This is a genomic window from Citrobacter sp. Cf072 (genome assembly GCF_030334485.1).
In the GTDB taxonomy this organism is placed as follows: Bacteria; Pseudomonadota; Gammaproteobacteria; order Enterobacterales; family Enterobacteriaceae; genus Citrobacter; species Citrobacter freundii.
Genome location: NZ_JAOWDX010000034.1, coordinates 100,207 through 118,191, shown reverse-complemented (window position 1 = coordinate 118,191; position 17,985 = coordinate 100,207). Strand labels below are relative to the sequence as shown.

The window sequence follows — 17,985 nt, the reverse complement described above, 5'->3', positions numbered from 1 at the left end:
TATGGATAAGGCGATGTTATCGTTCGACAAAGTCAACGCCCACTACGGCAAGATACAGGCGCTGCATGACGTCAGCTTGTATATCAACCAGGGTGAAATCGTTACTCTGATTGGTGCCAACGGCGCGGGAAAAACCACGCTGCTCGGCACATTGTGTGGCGACCCGCGAGCGACCAGCGGGCGAATCGTCTTTGATGGTAAAGACATTACCGACTGGCAGACGGCGAAAATCATGCGCGAAGCGGTAGCGATTGTGCCGGAAGGACGTCGCGTGTTTTCCCGTATGACGGTGGAAGAGAACCTGGCGATGGGCGGTTTCTTTGCCGAGAAAGACCAGTTTCAGGAACGCATCAAGTGGGTGTATGACCTGTTTCCTCGCCTGCATGAGCGTCGTATTCAACGTGCGGGAACGATGTCCGGCGGTGAACAGCAGATGCTAGCGATAGGCCGTGCGCTGATGAGCCAGCCGAGGCTGCTACTGCTTGATGAACCATCGCTGGGTCTGGCGCCGATTATCATCCAGCAGATCTTTAACACCATTGAGCAACTGCGCGAGCAGGGGATGACCATCTTCCTTGTCGAACAGAACGCTAACCAGGCGCTGAAGCTCGCCGATCGCGGCTACGTGCTGGAAAACGGTCATGTGGTGCTGGAAGACACCGGCGATGCGCTACTGGCTAACGAAGCGGTGCGCAGTGCGTATCTTGGCGGTTAATCATTCTCTGAATAGACAAGGGGCCCGCTGTGGCCCCTTTTTATTGCGCTATGTTATTATTGAGAATAGTTATCAATAATAAAAAATGAACATGGAGAAAGGATGATTCGTTCAGGTACCTGCATGATGATTGGCAGTTTGTTTTTGACGCTTTCTTTAACTACCCTGGCCTCGACACCGCCAGCGTTTGACCCGCGCGATCCCGCAATCTGGGAAGAGAAATCGGACAACCCGTTAGCGCAATCCGACTCGCCCTGCGAAGTGTTTACCAGCTCGGTATGCCCGGGCTGGGAAGATGATAAATCAGATATCCAACGTGAACGTGAGCGACGAGAGCAGCAGCGTTTACAGAATGAGTACGAACGACGCTGGCGCAGAGATTAATCTTTCTCCTGCAGCAACAGATAACGCCATCCTGGCCGGGTAAGGCATACCGCTACCCGGCTTTGTTGTGCACCACTCCGCATTTTCCTGTCACTACGCTTTCACCGCCTTGCCATCTGTTTGTCGCCTTACTATCTTTTTTTTGTAATAAAAAAGTTATTTTTCTGTCATTCGAGCATGTCATGTTACCCCCGCGAGCATAAAACGCGTGATATCGCGCATCCGGCACAACAAGAGAGATAACCGATGATATCGTTACGACATACAGCTTTAGGACTGGCACTTAGCCTGGCGTTTGCAGGTCAGGCACTGGCGGTCACCACCATCCCATTCTGGCACTCAATGGAAGGCGAACTGGGTAAAGAAGTTGATTCTCTGGCGCAACGTTTTAATGCCGCCAATCCCGACTACAAAATTGTTCCGCAGTACAAAGGCAACTACGAGCAGAGCCTGAGTGCAGGAATTGCCGCTTTCCGTACCGGAAACGCGCCCGCGCTGCTACAGGTTTATGAAGTGGGTACAGCAACGATGATGGCTTCGAAAGCCATTAAACCGGTCTATGAAGTATTCAAAGAGGCTGGTATTAACTTCGATGAGTCTCAGTTCGTACCGACGGTATCCGGTTATTACACCGACTCTAAAAGCGGACATTTGCTTTCTCAACCGTTTAACAGCTCCACTCCGGTGCTGTACTACAACAAAGATGCCTTTAAAAAAGCTGGTTTAGACCCTGAGCAGCCGCCGAAAACCTGGCAGGACCTGGCGGAGTACACCGCGAAGCTGAAAGCGGCAGGCATGAAGTGCGGTTACGCCAGCGGCTGGCAGGGATGGATTCAGATTGAAAACTTCAGCGCCTGGAACGGTCTGCCGGTAGCAACCAAAAACAACGGTTTTGACGGTACTGACGCAGTGCTGGAGTTCAATAAACCGGAACAGGTAAAACATATCGCTCTGCTGGAAGAGCTGAACAAAAAAGGCGATTTCAGCTACTTCGGGCGTAAGGACGAATCCACTGAGAAGTTCTATAACGGGGATTGTGCCATTACCACCGCCTCTTCCGGTTCGCTGGCTGATATCCGCCATTACGCGAAATTCAACTATGGCGTCGGAATGATGCCGTACGATGCCGATGTGAAGGGCGCGCCGCAGAACGCAATTATCGGTGGGGCCAGTCTTTGGGTGATGCAGGGCAAAGACAAAGCCACCTACGAAGGCGTGGCGAAGTTCCTCAACTTCCTGGCGAAGCCTGAAATTGCTGCTGAATGGCACCAGAAGACCGGCTATCTGCCGATCACCACAGCTGCCTACGACCTGACCCGTGAGCAGGGCTTCTATGATAAGAACCCTGGGGCTGATATCGCCACCCGCCAGATGCTGAACAAGCCGCCGTTGCCGTTCACCAAAGGGCTGCGTCTGGGCAACATGCCGCAGATCCGTACCATTGTGGATGAAGAGCTGGAAAGCGTCTGGACCGGGAAGAAAACCCCGCAGCAGGCGCTGGATGCCGCCGTTGAGCGTGGCAATCAGTTATTGCGCCGCTTTGAGCAATCGACCAAATCGTAATGTGAAATGCCGGGTGGCGGCTGCGCCTTACCCGGCCTACAAATGCGCGTAGGCCGGATAAGCGTAGCGCCATCCGGCGCTGTTCAGGAATCAAACTTCCATGTCTTCATCTCGTCCGGTGTTCCGTTCGCGCTGGCTTCCCTATTTACTGGTGGCTCCGCAGCTGGTTATCACCGTTATTTTCTTTATCTGGCCTGCCGGTGAAGCGCTGTGGTACTCGCTACAATCCGTTGATCCGTTTGGTCTTTCCAGCCAGTTTGTCGGACTGGAAAACTTTGTCGCGCTGTTTCATGACCCGTACTACCTCGACTCATTCTGGACCACCATTAAGTTCAGTACGTTAGTCACGGTAAGCGGTCTGCTGGTGTCGTTATTTTTTGCGGCGTTGGTGAATTACGTGGTGCGCGGCAGCCGTTTTTACCAAACGCTGATGCTGTTGCCTTACGCGGTTGCGCCCGCCGTTGCCGCCGTATTGTGGATCTTCCTGTTTAACCCCGGGCGCGGGCTGATTACCCATTTTCTCGGTGAGTTTGGCTATGACTGGAACCATGCGCAAAACAGCGGTCAGGCAATGTTCCTGGTGGTGTTTGCGTCGGTCTGGAAGCAGATTAGTTACAACTTCCTGTTCTTCTTTGCCGCACTGCAGTCTATTCCTCGCTCGCTGATCGAAGCCGCCGCGATTGACGGTGCGGGGCCGGTTCGCCGCTTCTTTAAACTGGCGCTGCCGCTCATTGCCCCGGTGAGCTTCTTCCTGCTGGTGGTGAATCTGGTGTATGCCTTCTTTGACACCTTCCCGGTGATTGATGCTGCCACTGCAGGCGGGCCGGTACAGGCGACCACGACGCTGATTTATAAGATCTATCGCGAAGGTTTTGTCGGGCTGGATCTGGCTTCTTCCGCTGCACAATCGGTGGTGCTGATGTTCCTGGTCATTATTTTGACGGTGGTGCAGTTCCGCTATGTGGAAAGTAAGGTGCGTTACCAATGATTGAGAACCGTCGTGGGCTGACAATATTCAGCCATGCCATGTTGATTATGGGGATCATGGTGATCCTGTTTCCGTTGTACGTCGCGTTTGTCGCGGCGACGCTGGACAACAAAGCGGTGTTTGAGACGCCGATGACGCTGGTTCCCGGCACACAGCTGCTGGAAAACATGAAATACATCTGGATCAACGGCGTGGGCGTTAACAGCGCGCCGTTCTGGCTGATGATGCTCAACAGTTTCATCATGGCGTTCAGCATTACGGTAGGGAAAATTACCGCCTCTATGCTCTCCGCATTCGCCATCGTCTGGTTTCGCTTTCCGCTGCGCAACCTGTTCTTCTGGATGATTTTTATCACCCTGATGCTACCGGTTGAGGTGCGTATTTTCCCGACGGTAGAAGTGATCGCCAATCTGAAGATGCTCGACAGCTATGCGGGTCTGACGCTGCCGTTGATGGCATCTGCGACAGCGACTTTCCTGTTCCGTCAGTTCTTTATGACCCTGCCGGATGAACTGGTTGAGGCGGCGCGTATTGACGGCGCGTCACCAATGCGTTTTTTCCGCGATATCGTACTACCGCTGTCAAAAACCAATCTGGCGGCGCTATTCGTGATCACCTTTATCTACGGCTGGAACCAGTATCTGTGGCCGTTGTTAATTATTACCGACGTCAATTTGGGCACTGCGGTGGCGGGTATCAAAGGCATGATTGCCACCGGTGAAGGCACCACGCAGTGGAACCAGGTAATGGCCGCCATGCTGCTGACGCTCATCCCTCCGGTAATCATCGTGTTAGCCATGCAGCGCGCGTTTGTGCGTGGTTTAGTGGACAGTGAGAAATAAAAATGGCTGGTTTAAAACTACAGGCAGTAACCAAAAGCTGGGACGGTAAAACCCAGGTGATTAAACCGCTGACGCTGGACGTCGCGGACGGGGAATTTATTGTGATGGTTGGGCCATCCGGCTGCGGTAAGTCTACGCTGCTGCGGATGGTGGCCGGGCTTGAACGGGTAAGCGGCGGCGATATCTGGATTGATAATAAACGCGTCACCGAGATGGAGCCGAAGGATCGCGGCATTGCGATGGTCTTTCAAAACTATGCTCTCTACCCGCATATGAGCGTGGAAGAAAACATGGCCTGGGGGCTGAAAATCCGCGGGATGGGCAAGGAGCATATTGCTGAGCGGGTAAAAGAGGCGGCACGTATTCTCGAGCTGGGTGAGCTGCTCAAACGTCGTCCGCGCGAACTTTCCGGCGGCCAGCGCCAGCGCGTAGCGATGGGACGAGCGATTGTACGTGACCCGGCGGTATTCCTGTTCGATGAGCCGCTTTCTAACCTTGATGCCAAGCTGCGCGTACAGATGCGTCTGGAGTTACAACATCTGCATCGCCGACTGAAAACCACCTCGCTGTACGTGACGCACGATCAGGTTGAAGCGATGACCCTCGCCCAACGGGTAATGGTAATGAACAAAGGTATTGCCGAGCAAATCGGCACCCCAGTTGAGGTGTATGAAAAACCCGCCAGCCGCTTTGTGGCGAGCTTTATCGGCAGCCCGGCGATGAATCTGCTCGATGGGCGCATCAGCGCTACGGGTACCCATTTTGAGCTGGAGGGCGGCATGACGTTACCCATCGGCAGAAGCGCCAGGGAGTGTATTGGGCGTAACATGACGCTGGGTATCCGCCCGGAGCATATTGCGCTAAGCTCGCAGGCCGAAGGCGGCGTGCCGCTGGTCGTCGACACGCTGGAAATGCTAGGTGCGGATAATCTGGCACATGGACGTTGGGGTGAGCAAAAGCTGGTGGTGCGGTTGGCGCATCAGCATCGCCCGACGGCAGGCAGTACGCTGTGGCTGCATCTGCCAGAACATCATCTGCATCTTTTTGATGGCGAAACAGGACAACGCGTATGAATAACTGGCCTTACCCCCATATTGTCGCCCATCGCGGCGGCGGTAAGTTAGCCCCGGAAAACACCCTGGCGGCAATCGACATGGGGGCGCAATATGGGCATACCATGATCGAGTTTGACGCTAAATTGTCGAAAGACGGTGAGATCTTCTTACTGCATGACGACAACCTGGAACGCACCAGCAACGGCTGGGGCGTGGCTGGCGAATTGAACTGGCAGGATCTATTGCGTGTTGACGCCGGCAGCTGGTTTAGCGGTGAGTTTAAAGGCGAACCGTTGCCGCTGCTCTCGCAAGTTGCTGAGCGCTGTCGCCAGCACGGCATGATGGCAAATATTGAGATCAAACCCACCACCGGGACGGGGGCGCTCACCGGGAAGGTCGTGGCGCTGGCCGCGCGTGAATTGTGGGCGGGAATGACGCCACCACTGTTGTCATCCTTTGAAATTGATGCGCTAGAAGCGGCGCAGCAGGCGGTGCCTGAACTGCCGAGAGGTTTGCTGCTGGATGAATGGCGCGAGGACTGGCGTGAACTGACCACGCGGCTTGGCTGCGTCTCTATTCATCTTAATCATAAGCTGCTGGATGAGGCGCGCGTGGATGCGCTGCGCGATGCTGGGCTACGTATTCTGGTTTATACCGTCAACCGACCCCAGCGCGCGGCAGAACTGCTGCGCTGGGGCGTAGACAGCATCTGTACCGATGCCATTGATACCATTGGTCCGGATTTCCAGCCCAGTTAAGGCCCAATCGTTTTTAACGGAACGTTAGGTTGCGGCGTGCTGGAGGGCTTCAGCATGTCGCCGTTCTTTTTCTCCGACAGCATATGTTGCTTATTGAGCGAGCTGTCCGGATTACGGGTTCCACTCAACATCCCACCGTTACTGTTAGGCAGCATTTGCTGCTGTCCAGGATTCAACTCGCCCGGCTGAGACTGCAGCACGCGCTGGGTGTTGGTGTTGATTTGGTTTTCCATATGCTGTTGCTGCATGCGCGTCTGCGTTTGCAACTGCTGGTTGAGCATCCCTTTCTGCTGAATCTGCTGTGATTGCATTTGGGTTTGCATACGCTGCTGGCTCGGGATCTGATAACCGGGTTGATTCGGGTTATTCATGGTGTTGATGGGCTGTGCAAAGCCTGCAAACGGCAAGAGCATGGCTAAAAGTAAGAGTCGTTTCATCGCTTTTCTCCTCTCGGGGATCATTTAAGTTTACTCCTTTCTCGCCGTTACGATGATTATTTCAGAGTTATGCACCAGGCTTAGTGGGGGCCGACCCCCGTACATCTGGAGAATAACGATGATAAAACCGACGTTTTTACGCCGGGTAGCCATTGCTGCTCTGCTCTCAGGAAGTTGTTTTAGCGTGGCTGCCGCGCCGGCTGCGCCACCGCCGGTATCCTACGGTGTCGAGGAAGATGTGTTCCATCCCGTTCGCGCGCAACAGGGGATGGTGGCTTCCGTAGATGCTTTAGCCACCCAGGTTGGGGTGGATATTCTGAAACAGGGAGGGAATGCCGTTGATGCCGCTGTAGCCGTTGGCTACGCGCTGGCGGTGACGCATCCGCAGGCGGGCAATCTGGGCGGCGGCGGGTTTATGCTGCTGCGTACCAAAGACGGTAACACCACGGCGATCGATTTTCGTGAAATGGCTCCCGCTGGCGCGACCCGCGACATGTTCCTCGATGAACAGGGCAACGCCGATGCGAAAAAGTCGCTAACCTCACATCTGGCATCCGGTACGCCGGGTACCGTGGCGGGTTTCTCGCTGGCGCTGGAGAAATACGGCACGATGCCGCTGAACAAAGTCGTGCGCCCGGCAATGAAGCTAGCGGAAGAAGGCTTTGTGGTTAACGACGCGCTGGCTGACGATCTGAAAACCTATGGCAGCGAAGTGCTCCCTAATCACGAGAACAGCAAAGCCATTTTCTGGAAAGACGGCGAGCCGCTGAAAAAGGGCGACAAGCTGGTGCAAACGAACCTGGCGAAAAGCCTGGAGATGATTGCCGAGAACGGTCCGGATGCGTTTTATAAAGGGGCAATTGCCGATCAGATTGCGGAGGAAATGCAGAAAAACGGCGGGTTGATGACCAAAGAGGATTTAGCCAGCTATAAAGCCGTGGAGCGTACGCCGATTAGCGGCGACTATCGCGGATATCAGGTCTTCTCCATGCCACCGCCGTCCTCTGGCGGTATTCACATCGTACAGATCCTCAATATTCTCGAAAACTTCGATATGAAGAAGTACGGGTTTGGCAGCGCTGATGCCATGCAGGTAATGGCTGAAGCGGAGAAATATGCCTACGCCGACCGCTCGGAGTATCTGGGCGACCCGGATTTTGTGAAAGTACCGTGGCAGGCGCTGACCAATAAAGCCTATGCCAAATCGCTTGCCGATCAAATTGATATCAACAAGGCTAAGCCTTCCAGCCAGATCAAACCTGGCAAGCTCGCGCCGTATGAAAGCAATCAGACCACCCATTTCTCGGTGGTGGATAAAGACGGTAATGCCGTGGCGGTGACGTATACGCTGAACACCACCTTCGGCACTGGGATTGTGGCGGGTAACACCGGCATTCTGCTTAATAACGAAATGGACGATTTCTCCGCCAAGCCGGGCGTGCCAAACGTTTATGGGCTGGTGGGTGGCGATGCTAACGCGGTTGGGCCGAAGAAGCGTCCGCTGTCATCAATGTCGCCGACTATCGTGGTAAAAGACGGGAAAACCTGGCTGGTTACCGGCAGCCCTGGCGGGAGCCGAATCATCACCACCGTGCTGCAAATGGTAGTCAACAGCATTGATTTTGGAATGAACGTCGCCGAAGCGACCAACGCGCCGCGCTTCCATCATCAGTGGTTGCCCGATGAACTGCGCGTTGAGAAAGGGTTTAGCCCGGACACCATTAAGCTGCTGGAGCAGAAAGGGCAGAAAGTCGCACTGAAGGAAGCGATGGGCAGCACGCAGAGCATTATGGTAGGACCGGATGGCGCACTGTATGGCGCATCCGACCCGCGTTCCGTGGATGATTTAACGGCGGGATACTGATTTGAGAGGCCCTCTTCGGTGGAAGAGGGCTTGCTGTTTCTGCGCTGAGCCTCGATCAGAGTTATTTTTTCAGTAGCTTGTATCCTTGCTCTGAAACGCGGTAGTAAGGCATGGATTTATGTCCGCTATCTTCAATATTTACCAATCCCTCACTGGCCAATTTATTGACAATATTAACAACATTGCTGAAACCAGGTATTCCTTTAAAGGACAGTGCGCGATCCAGATTCATCCAGTTCCAGTTAATATCTTTTTCAGCCATAACTTTCAGTACGTTAAGTTCAATTTCAGTTATCATAGTTAAGTGCGTCCGGGTGGAATAAATCGTCAAGCGATCCTTTAAGTTTATAATCTTCTAGCGTGGCTGTGTGGGCATGATTCCAAAGGTCATATCCTGCATCACCGTCAGGCTGCCCAGTTTCCCAGCCTAAATTACAATAGCGTTGATACTCTCGACATTCATGAGTGTAGTAATTTAGATCTACCTGCTCTGGTGGCATTTTACCCTTTTCTATGTCTTTAAGCCTGCTAATCATAACGTCATTTGCAGGGTCGTGAATAAATCTGGAAATATGTTTTTCAACTGTAGTAATGCCTTCTTTGTTAATGGTAACACCACCAGTTGTCAGGTTCTCTATTGGCCCCCCTGCAAGCTCGGGATTGAATGTTCGTCCTGATACGGCTCCCCTAGCTCCAAAATGCTCCAGTTCTTCTAATTCAGGAAATTTCATTCTGCCCATGGTTAATCCAGCAACTACTGAAGCGCCAAGAATGAGTAATCCTTTGTTATCCATGACCTGCTCGTAACCCGCAGGCGCATCGCCTCCCAGCTTCTCCGCCGTTTCCCTAAAGCCGTCGATATTCCCGTTGTAGATCCCTCCGGCGGCAAGCAGTCTGCCAATCCCTTTGCTGTTTAACGTTTTGAGGCCGTTGTTTGCGGGAGTTTTTGGAGGGGGGATAAACAGGCGGTTGTAATTCTCGGGAAACGCCAGGTAACTGAACTCAGTGTTGGCAATAAGATGTTTGCAGAGGATATATTCATAGCTGATGGTTATTGTTTCTGTATCTAAACTATTTTCACTGAACTGCTGCTGAATACCGGATAAGAATGCTCCTCGTAGTTGAATATAATAATATTTCTCCCATCTACCAAATCTATTGATGCGGTAGAAATAAAACTCCATATACAATTGCTCGTTGTTGTTAATCGCATTAATAAACAACGGCGTGCTTTTATCGATCAGCTTACAAAAGCGTAGTCCGTGCAACTGAGAGCCTTTGCCGGTACTGGTTATACTATTAGCGAGCGAAAAGGCAAAGATTTCGTCCTCGTGTCCGATTTGCCAGCGATTACCCACAGATGCAAGGGTTCCACATCCGTCAGAAATGGCGCCTTGTTGCTGCCCTGAAACCATCAGATAGACGATATCACTCATGATATCCTTATCCTTTATTATGTGTTATTGTAAAACGGAGGTTTTTATTCTTCCATTTTTAATTACGCTTTTTGATGGTGTTCGTATATAGCAGAAACAAAACGTTTCATTTTAATTGGATTTTTTTTTGAGGGTAATCTGAATATAAATAATGTGTGGGGCAAGTGTTTGTATATTTAATAACTGTGAATTATTAATTGAATATGTGTTGATATTTTTTATTCCATATTGATGGCCTGCATCGTTCTGAACGTTGCAGGTCTTATTAGTTCCTTAAGGAACATACTGTTGCAGTGATTCAGACCAGTGAAATATTTGGCTGCTTTTATCCTGCAGGTTCACGACCTCTAAATCATAAAATCCCTGCGTCTTTGCCGACCGCAATTTCAGGATGTACTTACTCTCGCTGATGTCGTGCTGCCTTGTGCCGTCTTTATTCCAGTCTCCGGCGATATCCGAATAGTAATAAACAAGGTCAGAAAACACGTTGATTATCTTGCTGTCTTTGATGGTGTAGAGTTCCAGCACTTCATAAAACGCCCCGCCGCCGGAGTAGGCATCGGAGTAGCCACCGCGCACCCCGAACGCCAGAGTATCGGGAGCGATCCGGTACGGTGCCAGATCCAATTTTGTATAATAAGCCAGCGGTCTGACGGACTCATCATCGCTCTCTTTCTCGGCAGCTTTATTCCACGCTGAAATCTGGTTTAATGGTTTTTCCGAGCGGGCAATCGGCTGCAGCTGTTGGTTCTGCCAGGAGAAAACGCCGAGATATAATTTATTGGCGCGTCCGTTGTTGTAGTTTTCCGGACAGGTGTTATCCGCGTACTTTTTTGCCTGCCCGGCATCGGCCTGATTGTCAGCAAAACAGGCAATGCCAATATATTTACCCTCTTTTCCCCAGGCTTTGGCGCCGGTGAGGATCAGATTATTAGGATTTTCGTTCGGCGCAACCCAGCCAATCCACTGGTTCTCTGATAATCCCTGTGGAAGTTCACCAAATCCTTTCGCAGGTGTTGCCCCTGCCATTTGCTCAGCAAAAATCTGTTTACCTTCAGTATGTTGAATAACGCCGGGTACGGCATCGAGATTTTGTACGGTAGTGGCAAAAGCTGGGGAGAGCGAGGCCAGTAAAACCAGGGGAACAAACTTTTTCACTATTGCGTCCTTTCAATAAGCAGGGCGATAAGACTCGCCCTTAAATTTATTTCACGCGTGCCATAAAATATGCATCCACGTACTCGCCGTTGCGCAGGCCGTATTTCTTACCTGTCCCTTCGATCTCAAAGCCATGCTTTTTATAGACCGCAACCGCAGGTTCGTTATCCACAAACACTGTTAACTCGATACGGTCGACGCGCAGCCAGTTGTCGCACATGTCGATCATCGTACGGAGAAGCGCGCTGGCAACGCCGCGATTCTGCCAGCGGGCATCAACGCAGATACCAAAATCGGCGACATGGCTGCGGCGCGGGCGCTGCGCGACCTCAATACAGAGATGTCCGACGACGATATCATCAATGCACGCGACCAGTTGTTTGATTCCGACCCGTTCGGTTAGTCGCTCTTGCCACATCTCCATGGAAGGATGAGGAACCTGTAGCGTGTTGTGATACACCTCTGGCTGGGCATGGATCTGACGAATTGCGTCGTAATCTTTCGGTTCAGCGTGGCGTATCACTATCTCACTCATTCCTTATCTCCTTCAGGGTTAATTGAGTCTTTACCCTCGCTGAGAAAGAAAATTCCGTCAACTGCATTTTTTTGCAAAAAGAAGTAGACAAGTGCGAATGAGAATGATTATTATTGCTCTGCGTTCAGGGGAACCCCTACGGAGAACCTGAAAGCACGACATTGCTCACATTGCTTCCAGTATTACTTTAGCCAGCTTTTGCTGGCTTTTTTTTTGGGGTTTTGTTTCAGCCTGGCTTACTTGTCATTTTGTCCCCGGGATGATGCCGGATGGCGCTTGCGCTTATCCGGCCTACGGCTGAGACCTGGGTTTTGTAGGCCGGATAAGGCAACGCCGCAACCGGCAAAGAATCCAACATTCAGTCTCCAGCCGCTTTGCGCTATGGTGTAGACAATCACCTTCAAAAGGACTGTCTCATGACCTTACACTGCGCATTTATTGGTTTTGGTAAAAGTACCACTCGCTACCATTTGCCGTACGTCCTCAACCGCAAAAATAGCTGGCATGTCGCGCATATTTTCCGCCGTAACGCCAGGCCGGAAGAGCAGGCGCCGCAGTATTCACATATTCACTTCACCAGCGACCTCGACGAGATCTTAAACGATCCGCAGGTGAAGTTAGTGATCGTTTGTACCCATGCTGACAGCCATTTTGACTACGCCAAACGTGCGCTTGAGGCGGGTAAAAACGTGCTGGTTGAGAAACCGTTCACGCCGACGCTGGCAGAAGCAAAAGTGCTGTTCGAACTGGCGCAAAGCAAAGGGCTGACCGTTACGCCGTATCAGAATCGCCGTTTTGACTCCTGCTTTCTCACTGCTAAAAAAGCGATTGAGAGCGGCAAGCTCGGCGAAATTGTTGAGGTTGAAAGCCATTTCGATTACTACCGTCCCGAGGCGGAAACTAAGCCGGGATTGCCACAGGATGGCGCATTTTATGGCCTGGGCGTACATACAATGGATCAGATTATCTCGCTGTTCGGACGCCCCGATCATGTGGCCTATGACATCCGCAGCCTGCGTAATAAAGCGAACCCGGACGATACCTTTGAAGCGCAGCTGTTTTACGGCGACCTGAAAGCCATTGTTAAAACCAGTCATCTGGTGAAAATCGACTATCCGAAGTTTATCGTCCATGGCACCAAAGGCTCGTTTGTGAAGTACGGCATCGACCAGCAGGAAACCAGTCTGAAGGCCAATATCATGCCGGGTGAGCCAGGTTTCGCTGCTGATGATTCCATCGGAATGCTGGAGTATGTCAACGATGACGGCATCACAGTAAAAGAAGAGGTGAAGCCGGAGGTGGGGGATTACGGTCGCGTCTATGATGCGCTGTACCAGACGCTGACCGCCGGTACGCCTAATTACGTCAAGGAATCTGAAGTTCTTACCAACCTGGAGATTCTCGAACGCGCCTTCGAACAGGCCTCTCCCGCGACGATAACCCTCGCCAAATAGCCTTTACCGACTCCTCTGGGCTTGTTCATATTTTTTGAACAGAGGAGTCAATTTTCACCCTCTATGATCCCAGGCGGATTGAGTCCACACTTACTCCATCGAAAACATCTGGGGGTGAACACAATGATCTATTTACGCAAAGCTAACGACCGCGGCCATGCGAATCATGGCTGGCTCGATTCCTGGCATACCTTCTCTTTTGCCAACTACTATGACCCGAACTTTATGGGGTTCTCGGCACTGCGCGTGATTAACGATGACGTGATTGACGCAGGCCAGGGCTTTGGCACTCACCCCCATAAAGACATGGAAATCCTGACCTACGTGCTGGAAGGCGCGGTGGAACATCAGGACAGCATGGGCAACAAAGAGCAGGTTCCGGCCGGAGAGTTTCAGATTATGAGCGCCGGGACGGGGATCCGTCACTCGGAGTACAACCCGAGTAATACTGAGAAGCTGCATCTGTATCAGATCTGGATCATGCCGCAGGAAAACGGTATTACGCCGCGCTATGAACAGCGCCGTTTCGATGCCGCTCAGGGTAAACAACTGGTGCTGTCGCCTGATGCCCGCGATGGCTCACTGAAAGTGTACCAGGATATGGAGCTGTACCGTTGGGCGCTGGTCAAAGATGAGCAGTCGGTACATCAGATTGCCGCTGAACGTCGCGTCTGGATCCAGGTCGTTAAAGGCAACGTCACCATTAACGGAACCAAAGCGACCACCAGCGACGGTCTGGCAATCTGGGATGAACAGGCAATTTCTATTCATGCCGACAGCGACAGCGAAGTGTTATTGTTTGATCTGCCGCCAGTCTAACGTGCTGTAACCTGATGTAGGCCGGATAAGACGCGAAAGCGTTGCCATCCGGCTTTTCATCGTTTGTCATTAATTCCGTGCGTCCGTGGTAAACTGGGGGAATCTATCCCTTTTTAACGCTTCAGGACGATGAAAAAGAAAAGACCCGTACTTCAGGATGTAGCCGACCGCGTGGGCGTGACCAAAATGACGGTCAGTCGCTTTTTGCGTAACCCGGAGCAGGTCTCCGTGGCGCTGCGGGGCAAAATTGCCGCTGCACTTGATGAGCTGGGTTATATTCCCAATCGCGCTCCTGATATCCTTTCTAACGCCACCAGTCGCGCTATCGGCGTGTTGTTACCGTCTCTCACTAACCAGGTTTTTGCTGAAGTGTTACGCGGCATTGAGGCCGTCACCGACGCCCATGGTTATCAAACTATGCTCGCGCACTACGGCTATAAGCCCGAAATGGAACAAGAGCGCCTGGAATCGATGCTGTCGTGGAATATCGATGGCCTGATCCTCACCGAACGTAGCCATACGCCTCGTACGCTGAAAATGATTGAGGTCGCCGGTATCCCGGTGGTTGAGCTGATGGACAGCCAGTCCCCGTGTCTGGATATCGCCGTCGGTTTCGACAACTTTGAAGCCGCGCGCCAGATGACTGCCGCTATCATCGCCCGCGGGCACCGTCATGTTGCCTATCTTGGCGCACGTCTTGATGAACGTACTATCATCAAACAGAGGGGCTACGAGCAGGCAATGCGCGATGCCAACCTGGTGCCGTACAGCGTGATGGTGGAACAGTCTTCTTCCTACTCCTCCGGTATTGAACTCATCCGTCAGGCGCGGCGCGAATACCCGCAGCTCGACGGCATTTTCTGTACCAACGATGACCTGGCGGTAGGGGCGGCCTTCGAATGCCAGCGTTTAGGGCTGAAAATCCCGGATGACATGGCGATTGCTGGATTCCACGGTCACGACATCGGACAGGTGATGGAGCCGCGTCTGGCGAGCGTGCTCACGCCGCGTGAACGCATGGGCAGCATTGGTGCTGAACGCCTGCTGGCGCGCATCCGTGGTGAAGCAGTCACACCTAAAATGTTAGATTTAGGTTTCACCTTGTCACCGGGCGGATCTATTTAAGCCAACAAGTTTGAAGTAGCTCACACTTATACACTTCGAGCACGAATGGATATTGCTTCTCTATTTATCCGGCTGGACAATGTTACCGATAACAGTTACCCGTAACAATTTCCAGATTCTTGTACCAGTGGGGGCAACGCTTTGAGCACGACTAATCATGATCACCACGTTTACGTTCTGATGGGCGTATCGGGCAGCGGTAAATCTGCTGTCGCCAGCGAAGTGGCGCATCAACTGCAGGCCGCGTTTCTTGATGGCGATTTTCTCCATCCGCGCAGCAACATCATGAAAATGGCTTCCGGTGAGCCACTCAACGATGATGACCGTAAACCGTGGTTACAGGCGCTGAATGACGCCGCCTTTGCGATGCAGCGTACCAACAAGGTTTCGCTGATCGTCTGTTCCGCTCTGAAAAAAGTCTATCGCGACCAGCTGCGCGACGGTAACCCGAACCTCTCTTTCATCTATCTGAAAGGGGATTTTGACGTTATCGAAAGTCGTCTAAAAGCGCGTAAAGGCCACTTCTTCAAAACGCAGATGCTGGTGACCCAGTTTGAAGCGCTGGAAGAACCAGGTGCGAATGAAAACGATGTACTGGTGGTCGATATCGATCAACCACTGGACGGTGTGGTCGCCAGCACCATTGAGGTTATTAACCAGGGCAGTAAGTAGTGAGTACATTAACGCTTGTTTTAACAGCAGTAGGGTCCGTTTTATTACTGCTGTTTTTAGTGATGAAGGCGCGTATGCACGCCTTCCTTGCTTTGATGGTGGTGTCTATTGGTGCAGGTCTCTTTTCCGGTATGCCGCTCGATAAAATCGCCGCGACTATGGAAAAAGGGATGGGAGGCACGCTCGGTTTCCTGGCGATTGTTGTGGCGTTGGGGGCGATGTTTGGCAAGATTTTGCATGAGACCGGCGCAGTCGATCAAATTGCCGTCAAAATGCTGAAATCCTTCGGCCACAGCCGCGCACATTACGCGATTGGCCTGGCCGGTCTGATTTGCGCGCTACCGCTGTTCTTTGAGGTAGCGATTGTGCTGCTGATTAGCGTAGCGTTCTCGATGGCGCGTCACACCGGTACCAACCTGGTTAAATTAGTCATTCCGTTGTTTGCAGGCGTAGCGGCGGCTGCGGCGTTTTTACTGCCGGGGCCAGCGCCGATGTTGCTGGCTTCGCAGATGCACGCTGACTTTGGCTGGATGATCCTGATTGGCCTGTGTGCCGCGATTCCGGGCATGATTATCGCCGGGCCGCTGTGGGGTAATTTCATCAGCCGTTACGTTGAGCTGAACATTCCTGATGACATTACCGAGCCGCATCTGGGCGAAGGTAAAATGCCGTCCTTCGGTTTTAGCTTGTCGCTGATCCTGCTGCCGCTGGTATTGGTTGGTCTGAAAACCATCGCCGCGCGCTTTGTGCCGGTTGGTTCTTCAACTTACGAATGGTTTGAGTTTATCGGTCACCCGTTTACCGCGATTCTGGTTGCCTGTCTGGTGGCGATTTACGGTCTGGCGATTCGCCAGGGTATGCCAAAAGACAAAGTGATGGAGATCTGCGGTCATGCGCTGCAACCGGCGGGGATTATCCTGCTGGTGATCGGTGCAGGTGGCGTGTTTAAACAAGTGCTGGTTGATTCCGGCGTCGGTCCGGCGCTGGGCGAAGCGTTAACCGGAATGGGTCTGCCGATTGCCATTACCTGCTTCGTGCTGGCGGCAGCGGTGCGTATCATTCAGGGTTCTGCGACCGTGGCGTGCTTAACGGCGGTCGGTCTGGTGATGCCGGTGATTGAACAGCTAAACTTCTCCGGCGCACAGATGGCGGCACTGTCTATTTGTATCGCAGGCGGCTCGATCGTGGTCAGCCACGTTAACGACGCCGGTTTCTGGTTGTTCGGTAAATTTACCGGCGCAACGGAAGCACAAACGCTGAAGACCTGGACGATGATGGAAACCATCCTCGGTACGGTCGGCGCAATTGTCGGTATGATTGCCTTCCAGCTGTTGAGCTGAGTCTTGTTGCCCGGTGGCGCTTGCGCTTACCGGGCCTGGAAACGAGCTCACATCCACATCGTAGGCCGGGTAAGCGCAAGCGTCACCCGGCTTTTTTACAGCACCATCACCCCATCCTCGGTTTTCAACCAACGCGGCGCTTTCAGCGTGTCGGCGAAATAACCCACCAAATCCTGCAGCAAATCACCCGCTACTCGCTCCATATCATCAGAAAGCGTTTTGCTCATCAGTAAATGCGTCAAAAGCTGGCAGTAACGCCCCATCTGGTCTGTCTCAGGCTCGAAAAGGGGAAAACGGGTCGGGAATGTTTCTACCGTCAGACTGGCCTGCAGATGCTGCGGTACAGGCTCCGTTAAGGTCGGTTGCAATAACGCGAGACAGGCCGACAGACGTGCACAAATCGCCAGTTTTTCAACCGGGTCATGGCATTCAACCAGTCCTTCGACAAAACGCTCGCAGTTATCCGCCAGTTCGGTGAAGTCCGTGGCATGGCTAAAGGGCAGGGTAAATAAAGAGTGTGAAAAGAGAGGGGTAGTCGCCATAGGGCAGCCTCCAATGAGTCAAATTTTACCGCCACCTAAGGGACCAACCTTTTGGTGGCGGGCTGAACGGAGTTGGTCCTACCGGCCTCATTGGATACCGGTGCGTCTTACGACGCCACCGTCCAGCCCACCATAGAGGTGTAGCTGGTCGCACGACAAAAGTGAATTTTATCGCGAATGAGGTAATCAGGGGACCAATCCTGACACCTGATTTTGCAGGTGCAGCGAGAAGATAAGGCTAATCCACGATGCTGACAAGAGGGCATTCCGGAAGGCGCTTCGCAGAAATGAAAATACG

The 17,985-nt window shown here is 52.4% G+C and carries 20 protein-coding genes; 13 read left to right on the top strand and 7 right to left on the bottom strand.

Features of this window, described 5'->3' with window-relative positions; translation table 11 throughout:
• Position 1: 1 nt before the first annotated feature.
• From livF to ugpQ, 7 genes are all read left to right on the top strand, one after another.
• Entirely contained in the window at positions 2-715 is a 714-nt protein-coding gene (gene livF, locus OGX66_RS03400) for a high-affinity branched-chain amino acid ABC transporter ATP-binding protein LivF (protein WP_003827581.1), read from the top strand.
• Positions 716-817: 102 nt separating this feature from the next.
• Positions 818-1,099 carry a hypothetical protein gene (locus OGX66_RS03395; protein WP_003023442.1) on the top strand — a complete coding sequence of 94 codons (282 nt, stop codon included), beginning with the start codon at positions 818-820 and terminating at the stop codon, positions 1,097-1,099.
• A 246-nt stretch (positions 1,100-1,345) separates the two neighbouring features.
• Entirely contained in the window at positions 1,346-2,662 is a 1,317-nt protein-coding gene (ugpB, locus tag OGX66_RS03390) for a sn-glycerol-3-phosphate ABC transporter substrate-binding protein UgpB (protein WP_003837839.1), read from the top strand.
• 100 nt (positions 2,663-2,762) lie between these two features.
• Positions 2,763-3,650, top strand: coding sequence for a sn-glycerol-3-phosphate ABC transporter permease UgpA (gene ugpA / locus OGX66_RS03385; RefSeq protein WP_003837841.1), 888 nt, complete (start codon positions 2,763-2,765; stop codon positions 3,648-3,650).
• Complete coding sequence (gene ugpE / locus OGX66_RS03380; RefSeq protein ID WP_270932817.1) at positions 3,647-4,492, top strand: sn-glycerol-3-phosphate ABC transporter permease UgpE; 846 nt, start codon at positions 3,647-3,649, stop codon at positions 4,490-4,492. Before ugpA ends, ugpE begins: the two co-directional genes overlap by 4 nt.
• Positions 4,493-4,494: 2 nt before the next feature.
• On the top strand, positions 4,495-5,565 hold the full coding sequence (locus tag OGX66_RS03375) for a sn-glycerol-3-phosphate import ATP-binding protein UgpC (RefSeq protein ID WP_003837845.1): 1,071 nt from the start codon (positions 4,495-4,497) through the stop codon (positions 5,563-5,565).
• A complete protein-coding gene (gene ugpQ, locus OGX66_RS03370) occupies positions 5,562-6,305 on the top strand; it encodes a glycerophosphodiester phosphodiesterase (RefSeq protein WP_049003511.1) in 744 nt (247 codons plus the stop codon). Before OGX66_RS03375 ends, ugpQ begins: the two co-directional genes overlap by 4 nt.
• On the opposite strand, the gene OGX66_RS03365 is transcribed toward ugpQ, so the two are convergent.
• Entirely contained in the window at positions 6,302-6,742 is a 441-nt protein-coding gene (locus OGX66_RS03365) for a DUF2756 family protein (RefSeq protein WP_003023456.1), read from the bottom strand. The two genes, ugpQ and OGX66_RS03365, sit on opposite strands and share 4 nt — an antisense overlap.
• Before the next feature lie 118 nt (positions 6,743-6,860).
• Between OGX66_RS03365 and ggt the strand changes: the two genes are divergently transcribed.
• Positions 6,861-8,606: a gamma-glutamyltransferase gene (ggt, locus tag OGX66_RS03360; RefSeq protein ID WP_048218792.1), complete on the top strand. Its 1,746-nt coding sequence runs from the start codon at positions 6,861-6,863 to the stop codon at positions 8,604-8,606.
• Positions 8,607-8,667: 61 nt separating this feature from the next.
• Here the strand turns inward: ggt and OGX66_RS03355 are convergent, their stop codons facing one another.
• The 5 genes from OGX66_RS03355 to OGX66_RS03335 form a co-directional block, all read right to left on the bottom strand.
• Entirely contained in the window at positions 8,668-8,904 is a 237-nt protein-coding gene (locus OGX66_RS03355) for a hypothetical protein (protein WP_044713905.1), read from the bottom strand.
• On the bottom strand, positions 8,894-10,042 hold the full coding sequence (tssD, locus tag OGX66_RS03350; RefSeq protein ID WP_136345932.1) for a type VI secretion system tube protein TssD: 1,149 nt from the start codon (positions 10,040-10,042) through the stop codon (positions 8,894-8,896). Before tssD ends, OGX66_RS03355 begins: the two co-directional genes overlap by 11 nt.
• A 273-nt stretch (positions 10,043-10,315) precedes the next feature.
• Positions 10,316-11,200 (bottom strand): hypothetical protein, encoded by an 885-nt coding sequence (locus OGX66_RS03345; RefSeq protein WP_032937247.1) that lies wholly within the window; start codon positions 11,198-11,200, stop codon positions 10,316-10,318.
• Between the two features lie 46 nt (positions 11,201-11,246).
• A complete protein-coding gene (gene yhhY / locus OGX66_RS03340; protein WP_003023469.1) occupies positions 11,247-11,735 on the bottom strand; it encodes an N-acetyltransferase in 489 nt (162 codons plus the stop codon).
• A 226-nt stretch (positions 11,736-11,961) separates the two neighbouring features.
• On the bottom strand, positions 11,962-12,093 hold the full coding sequence (locus OGX66_RS03335) for a hypothetical protein (protein ID WP_256258890.1): 132 nt from the start codon (positions 12,091-12,093) through the stop codon (positions 11,962-11,964).
• A 58-nt stretch (positions 12,094-12,151) separates the two neighbouring features.
• Between OGX66_RS03335 and OGX66_RS03330 the strand changes: the two genes are divergently transcribed.
• The 5 genes from OGX66_RS03330 to gntU all read left to right on the top strand — a co-directional run bounded on the left by OGX66_RS03330 (position 12,152) and on the right by gntU (position 17,145).
• Positions 12,152-13,189 (top strand): oxidoreductase, encoded by a 1,038-nt coding sequence (locus OGX66_RS03330; RefSeq protein ID WP_003837856.1) that lies wholly within the window; start codon positions 12,152-12,154, stop codon positions 13,187-13,189.
• 123 nt (positions 13,190-13,312) lie between these two features.
• Positions 13,313-14,008: a quercetin 2,3-dioxygenase gene (yhhW, locus tag OGX66_RS03325; protein WP_003023472.1), complete on the top strand. Its 696-nt coding sequence runs from the start codon at positions 13,313-13,315 to the stop codon at positions 14,006-14,008.
• A gap of 129 nt (positions 14,009-14,137) precedes the next feature.
• The gene (gene gntR / locus OGX66_RS03320; RefSeq protein WP_003023473.1) at positions 14,138-15,133 is read left to right on the top strand and encodes a gluconate operon transcriptional repressor GntR; all 996 of its coding nucleotides are present in this window, start codon (positions 14,138-14,140) and stop codon (positions 15,131-15,133) included.
• 141 nt (positions 15,134-15,274) lie between these two features.
• Complete coding sequence (gene gntK, locus OGX66_RS03315) at positions 15,275-15,805, top strand: gluconokinase (protein ID WP_003023475.1); 531 nt, start codon at positions 15,275-15,277, stop codon at positions 15,803-15,805.
• A complete protein-coding gene (gene gntU, locus OGX66_RS03310; protein ID WP_003023477.1) occupies positions 15,805-17,145 on the top strand; it encodes a gluconate transporter in 1,341 nt (446 codons plus the stop codon). Before gntK ends, gntU begins: the two co-directional genes overlap by 1 nt.
• Positions 17,146-17,240: 95 nt before the next feature.
• Here gntU and OGX66_RS03305 read toward each other — a convergent pair whose 3' ends face one another.
• Complete coding sequence (locus tag OGX66_RS03305; RefSeq protein ID WP_003023478.1) at positions 17,241-17,687, bottom strand: lipoate--protein ligase family protein; 447 nt, start codon at positions 17,685-17,687, stop codon at positions 17,241-17,243.
• Positions 17,688-17,985: the final 298 nt, after the last annotated feature.